The sequence below is a fragment of the Planomonospora corallina genome, from assembly GCF_042650625.1.
GTDB classification, from domain to species: Bacteria; Actinomycetota; Actinomycetes; order Streptosporangiales; family Streptosporangiaceae; genus Planomonospora_B; species Planomonospora_B corallina.
The window spans coordinates 334,392-340,514 of record NZ_JBHSBM010000013.1 but is presented as its reverse complement, the minus strand read 5'-3'; the positions used below and the strand labels follow the sequence as shown (position 1 = coordinate 340,514).

General features: G+C 70.4%; 5 protein-coding genes. 3 read left to right on the top strand and 2 right to left on the bottom strand.

Features of this window, described 5'->3' with window-relative positions:
* Nucleotides 1–247: 247 nt before the first annotated feature.
* From ACFOWE_RS10860 to ACFOWE_RS10850, 3 genes are all read left to right on the top strand, one after another.
* Complete coding sequence (locus ACFOWE_RS10860; RefSeq protein ID WP_377287102.1) at nucleotides 248–337, top strand: putative leader peptide; 90 nt, start codon at nucleotides 248–250, stop codon at nucleotides 335–337.
* A 205-nt stretch (nucleotides 338–542) separates the two neighbouring features.
* The gene (locus tag ACFOWE_RS10855) at nucleotides 543–2,399 is read left to right on the top strand and encodes a 2-oxoacid:acceptor oxidoreductase subunit alpha (protein ID WP_377287101.1); all 1,857 of its coding nucleotides are present in this window, start codon (nucleotides 543–545) and stop codon (nucleotides 2,397–2,399) included.
* 64 nt (nucleotides 2,400–2,463) lie between these two features.
* Entirely contained in the window at nucleotides 2,464–3,447 is a 984-nt protein-coding gene (locus ACFOWE_RS10850; RefSeq protein WP_377287133.1) for a 2-oxoacid:ferredoxin oxidoreductase subunit beta, read from the top strand.
* A 100-nt stretch (nucleotides 3,448–3,547) separates the two neighbouring features.
* Here ACFOWE_RS10850 and ACFOWE_RS10845 read toward each other — a convergent pair whose 3' ends face one another.
* Together ACFOWE_RS10845 and ACFOWE_RS10840 are read right to left on the bottom strand one after the other, a co-directional pair.
* Nucleotides 3,548–4,834 (bottom strand): hypothetical protein, encoded by a 1,287-nt coding sequence (locus ACFOWE_RS10845; protein WP_377287100.1) that lies wholly within the window; start codon nucleotides 4,832–4,834, stop codon nucleotides 3,548–3,550.
* 63 nt (nucleotides 4,835–4,897) lie between these two features.
* Nucleotides 4,898–6,100 carry a glycosyltransferase gene (locus ACFOWE_RS10840; protein WP_377287099.1) on the bottom strand — a complete coding sequence of 401 codons (1,203 nt, stop codon included), beginning with the start codon at nucleotides 6,098–6,100 and terminating at the stop codon, nucleotides 4,898–4,900.
* Nucleotides 6,101–6,123: the final 23 nt, after the last annotated feature.

Below are 6,123 nucleotides of genomic sequence, written 5' to 3'. Positions count from 1 at the left end.
TCCGCCGAGGCGGCCGGGGCGGTCGTGCGGCGGCTGGCGGCGGAGGGCTACGCCTTCGTCACCGTGCCGGAGCTGCACGGTCCCGCCGGGACACCGGCCGGGGCGCCGGAGGCGACGGCGGAGGTGGCGGCGGGCGGGAACGGCGCCGCCGGTCCGGCGACGTCGTAACTGGTCATAGCCGAAGGCTATGACCCCATAGCCGGAAGGGATGAGGGACCCTGACCTGGAGGACATATAGTTGGCGATCGTGACCCCTATCGTCCTCTTCGGCCGCCTGCACGTCGACCTGTGCCGGCTCGCCGCCGGCCTGTGTAGGGACGACCGTCCGCGATCGTGACCTGCGTGGTCTCCCCCCGGGCCGCAGGCACGACGCCCGAGCTCGACGCTCCACCGTCGCGGCACGCCGGGGGACTGCGACCCACGTCACACTCCCGCGCCGTGTGGAACGCGAAAGACTACGCGTGACCCCCGAGGGACCTAGCATGGAAGTAAACATGGTGGCAACAGCAAACGGCGCCTTTCGCGTCGAGGAGGACTGAGCTGTGACCAAGCAGGTTCAGCAACTCGACCGCGTGATCATCCGGTTCGCCGGCGACTCCGGCGACGGCATGCAGCTGACAGGAGACCGCTTCACGGCGGGCACGGCGGAGTTCGGCAACGACCTGTCCACGCTCCCCAACTTCCCGGCCGAGATCCGCGCCCCCGCAGGCACCCTGCCGGGCGTCTCGAGCTTCCAGCTGCACTTCGCCGACCACGACATCCTCACCCCGGGTGACGCGCCGAACGTGCTGGTCGCCATGAACCCGGCCGCGCTCAAGGCCAATCTCGGCGACCTGCCCCGCGGGGCCGACATCATCGCCAACACCGACGAGTTCACCAAGCGCAACCTGGCCAAGGTCGGCTACGAGGCCAACCCGCTGGAGGACGGCTCGCTGAGCGAGTGGCGGCTGCACGCCGTTCCGCTGACCTCGCTGACGGTCAAGGCGCTCGAGGGCTTCGACATCTCCAAGAAGGACGCCGAGCGCTCCAAGAACATGTTCGCCCTCGGCCTGCTGAGCTGGCTCTACCACCGGCCCACCGAGGCGACGATCTCCTTCCTGGAGAACAAGTTCGCCAAGAAGCCCGACATCGCCAAGGCGAACATCGCCGCCTTCCAGGCGGGCTGGAACTACGGCGAGACCACCGAGTCCTTCTCGGTCTCCTACGAGGTCAAGCCGGCCCAGCTGCCCCCGGGCGTCTACCGCAACATCTCCGGCAACCAGGCGCTGGCCTACGGCCTGATCGCCGCCTCCGTGCGCTCGCGGCTCCCGCTCTTCCTCGGGTCCTACCCGATCACCCCGGCCAGCGACATCCTGCACGAGCTCTCCAAGCACAAGCGGTTCGGCATCCGCACCTTCCAGGCGGAGGACGAGATCGCCGGCGTCGGCGCGGCGCTGGGCGCCTCCTTCGGCGGGGCGCTGGGCGTCACCACGACCTCCGGCCCGGGTGTGGCGCTGAAGGCCGAGACCGTCGGCCTGGCCGTCATGACCGAGCTGCCGCTGATCGTGGTGGACGTGCAGCGCTCGGGCCCGTCGACCGGCATGCCGACCAAGACCGAGCAGACCGACCTGCTGATGGCGATGTACGGCCGCAACGGAGAGTCGCCGCTCCCGGTCGTCGCGCCGATGTCGCCGAGCGACTGCTTCGACGCGGCCGTCGAGGCGGCCCGGCTCGCGATCAAGTACCGCACGCCGGTCATGCTGCTCTCCGACGGCTACCTCGCCAACGGCTCCGAGCCGTGGAAGGTGCCCGCCGCCGCCGAGCTGCCGGACATCTCCACCGAGTTCGCCACCGCGCCGGACGACGGCGAGACGTTCCTGCCGTACCTGCGCGACGAGGAGACGCTCGCCCGTCCGTGGGCGATCCCGGGCACCCCGGGCCTGGAGCACCGGATCGGCGGCATCGAGAAGGCCGACCGCACCGGCAACATCTCCTACGACCCCGACAACCACGACCGCATGGTCCGGATCCGCCAGGCCAAGATCGACGGGATCGCCAAGGACATCCCGGCGCTGGAGGTGGACGACCCCGACGGCCCCGAGGGCGGGACCCGCGTGCTCGTCCTGGGCTGGGGCTCCACCTACGGCCCGATCGCGGCGGCCGTACGGCGCATCCGCGCGAACGGCGGGAAGGTCGCCCAGGCGCACCTGCGGCACCTCAACCCGCTGCCCGCCAACACCGGCGAGGTGCTGAAGTCCTACGACAAGGTGCTGCTCCCGGAGATCAACCTCGGCCAGCTCGCGCTGCTGCTCCGCGCCCGCTTCCTGGTCGACATCATCAGCTACAACCGCGTGCGGGGGCTCCCGTTCAAGGCCGAGGAGCTGGCCGGCGTGATCCAGGATGTGATCGACAGTGAGTGACCTCCTCAACGGCCTCAACGGCAAGGGCCTGGCCCTGGTGCCCAAGTCCGACGCCAAGCAGTCGATGAAGGACTACAAGAGCGACCAGGAGGTCCGGTGGTGCCCGGGCTGCGGCGACTACGCCATCCTGGCCGCGGTGCAGTCCTTCGTCCCGGAGCTCGGCCTCAAGCGCGAGAACATGGTGTTCGTCTCGGGCATCGGCTGCTCCTCCCGGTTCCCCTACTACATGAACACCTACGGGTTCCACTCGATCCACGGCCGCGCGCCCGCGATCGCCACCGGCCTGGCCGCCTCCCGGCCGGACCTGAGCGTCTGGGTGATCACCGGTGACGGCGACTCGCTCTCCATCGGCGGCAACCACCTGATCCACGCGCTCCGCCGGAACGTCAACCTCAACATCCTGCTGTTCAACAACAGGATCTACGGCCTGACCAAGGGCCAGTACTCCCCCACCTCCGAGGTCGGCAAGATCACGAAGTCCACCCCGATGGGCTCGCTGGACAAGCCGTTCAACCCGATCTCGCTGGCGCTCGGCGCCGAGGCGTCCTTCGTGGCCCGGACCATCGACTCCGACCGCAAGCACCTGCAGTCGGTGCTGCGCCAGGCCGCCGAGCACAAGGGCACCTCGCTGGTGGAGATCTACCAGAACTGCAACATCTTCAACGACGGCGCCTTCGACCAGCTGAAGGACCCGGAGCAGCGCGACGACATCACGCTGCGCCTGGAGCACGGGCAGCCCGTCGCCAGCGCCTCCAAGGCGGTGCGGCGGACCGCCGACGGCGGCATCGAGGTCGTGTCCCGGTCGGAGGTGGCCGAGAGCGAGATCCTCGTCCACGACGCCCACCGGTCCGACCCGTCGCTGGCCTTCGCGCTCTCCCGGCTGGACGAGCCCGCCTTCGAGCACGTCCCGATCGGCGTCTTCCGGAGCGTCGACCGCCCGTCCTACGACGAGCTGATGTCCGCGCAGCTGGAGGAGGCCACCGCCCAGCGCGGCGCGGGCGACCTCGACGAGCTGCTGCTGTCCGGGGACACCTGGCGCATCGGCTGACGTCCCGGCACGGTGCCGGGCCGGCGACCGGCCCGGCACCGCGGGGCGTTCAGGGCGGACGTGCGTCCGGGAGACCGGAGCGCGGGCCGCCCGGCGCCGCTCAGGGCGTGATCTTGTAGATGTGCGCGGTGTGCTCGGCCGCGAAGGCGTCCGTGAACCGGCCGCCCTCCACCGGGATCGTCCGCTCCTCGAAGAGCACCTCCACGCTCCCCGCCGAGGCGAGCGGGGGCGGAAGGGCCAGCGTGCGTTCTCCGGGGCCGCTGCCCTGCTCGACCATGGCGAACACGTAGTACGAGCCGTCGTGCTCCTTCAGCATCGTGTCGAGGCCCGCGCCGAAGGCGTGGGCGTACGACTGCGTGTTCAGCACCGGGGCCAGCTGCGTGATCTGCCTGTTCACCTCGGTCACCGCCGCCCGGGTCTGCGGATAGCAGTCACGCAGGACGTGCTGGCTGACGCAGGGGCCGCCGAAGTTGTGGTTGAAGTAGATGATGCCCCGCGCCTCGTGGATGAGCGACTGCATCACCGCGCCCCGGAGCTGCTCCGGCTTGATCTCCGTCCTGCCGTCCTCCATCGGCCAGCCGACCTCGATGAACGCGTAGATCGGCTGACGCTTGCCGTCCATGGCGTCCAGCTTGCGTTCCTTGTCCATGAGCAGGCCGTAGTTGGCGGCGCGCGGGCACTGCGCGCCCGGCAGGCCCAGGAAGTGCTCGGCCTCCTTGCAGACGGCCGGGTCGGTGTACCAGTACAGGTCCGTCGACGTGACGTCGGTGTAGCCGTTGACGAACTTCTCGGCCTCCGCCTCCGTCTCCCACATCGCCACGCCCTTGCCGTAGTTGGCGTAGTGCATGCGGCCGTCGCCCTTGGGCAGCCGGTCCTTCAGCGTGCGCATCGCGGTGTAGCCGCAGGGCTTGTCGGGCTGTGCGCACGGCTCGCCCTCACCGATCTTCTTTCCCGTCCACTCGCCGTCTCCGGCCCCGGCCCACATGTCGGCCTCGTCCGCGATCAGCCAGCCGACCGTCTCCGCCCCCGCCCCCGCGAGGGGCCGGTCGGTGATCGCCCACATGCCGTGCTTCCTGATGAGGGCGGTGTCGCTGTCCTCGGTCAGCGCGACGTAGGTGTTGAGTCCCGCCGCCTTGTCGGTGAGGACGTCCTTCTCCTCCCGGACCGACTCGAACCAGACGCCGATGGGGAAGAACGTGTCCTTGCTCCAGCCCGCGGCCTCGGCGGCGGGGTAGGCCCGGTAGTAGGCGGGTCCGCCCTCCCACGCGATCCTGGGCAGCGGCTCCGCGCTCGGGGAACCGCTCTGCAGGGTCAGCCACCCCACCACCAGCGCGACGACGGCCGCCAGCACCGGTAGATACCGTTTCTTGCCTCCGCTGCGGAACATGCCCCTCCCGGGAGCGCTCTGGGACGGTGTCGCGGCCATCGTCTCATCCGGCCGGCCTCTGGATCATTCGGCCAGTCGCATGAGTTCGGCCGCGCGGGCCGACCAGGCCGCGTGCGACACCGACGCGCGCAGCTCCTCGGGAGGCAGCGGCCCGCCCTCCTTCAGCGCCGTCCGGACCGCCTCGACGAAGGCCGCGGCGCCCGAGGCCGTGATCACCTGTTCCGGGTACCGCTCCAGCTCGCTGAAGGGCGTGCTGACCACCGGCAGGCCGAGGGCGAGGTACTCCTTCAGCTTGATCGGGTTGCTGTGCCTGATCCAGTCGTTGTCCAGCCAGGGCATGATCGCCACGTCGAAGCCCGAGCCGTAGGCCGGGATCCGCTCGTAGGGCCGGAATCCGAGCCAGTGCACGTTCGGGTGCCGGGTGAGCCGCTCGATCGGCCCGTTGGCGTCGCCGATCAGCACCAGGGAGGCCTCGGGCAGCTCCTCGGCCAGCCGGTCCAGCAGGTCGAAGTCGACCACGAAGTCGTCGAGCGCGCCGAAGAAACCGATCCGCGGCCCCGGTACGGCCAGCAGGTCGGCGGGCTGCCGCTCGGGCGGGACGCGCCGGAAGTGGTCCACGTCCACGCCGTGGTCGAGGAAGTGCGCCCGGTCTCCGACGACCGGGCGCTCCTCGGCCATCAGGGCGTTGCTCACGTAGACGACGTGGTCGGCGTGCTCCAGGAGGGAGCGTTCCATCTCCACGATCGCCGTCCCCTCCGACTCGGGGAAGGCCGAGTGGCGGTCGGAGCGGTTGTACACCAGGGAGCGGCGGCGCATCGGCCGTACGACGTCCCAGGCCGTGGGCAGGGTCGCCACGATCACCGGCCGGCGCAGTCCCAGCGCCAGGCAGACCGCCCTGACCTGCGCCCGGACGAGGGCGGCGCCCAGCCTGCGGCCCAGCGGCGAGCCGTACAGGGGCAGCGGCAGGGGTGACATCACGTAGAAGCCGGGGAACGGCCGGCGGACGAACTTCGCCACGCTGCGCAGCTTGCGGAGGACACGCCGCAGCACGTTGCTGGACCGGCCGGGCACCGGCATGCGCAGGCCGATGCTGTTGACGACCAGGACCCTCCTGCACCCGGCGACCTGCCGCATCAGCTGGAAGTCCGAGTGCGCCCGGTTGTGGTACCACCAGTCCTGCGCCGAGAAGCAGACGTAGCCGGACGGCGGCCGCGCCTCACCCGGCTCGGAGGGACCGGTCACGGCAGCCGGCGAGGGACGAGTCATCTGTCACCAATTCTCGGTAGAGG

Excerpts from the sequence above, each read along its gene's own strand:
- ACFOWE_RS10850 (WP_377287133.1), top strand. The coding sequence starts at position 2,464 with ATGAAGGACTACAAGAGCGACCAGGAGGTCCGGTGGTGCCCGGGCTGC.
- ACFOWE_RS10840 (WP_377287099.1), bottom strand. The coding sequence starts at position 6,100 with ATGACTCGTCCCTCGCCGGCTGCCGTGACCGGTCCCTCCGAGCCGGGT.
- ACFOWE_RS10845 (WP_377287100.1), bottom strand. The coding sequence starts at position 4,834 with ATGTTCCGCAGCGGAGGCAAGAAACGGTATCTACCGGTGCTGGCGGCC.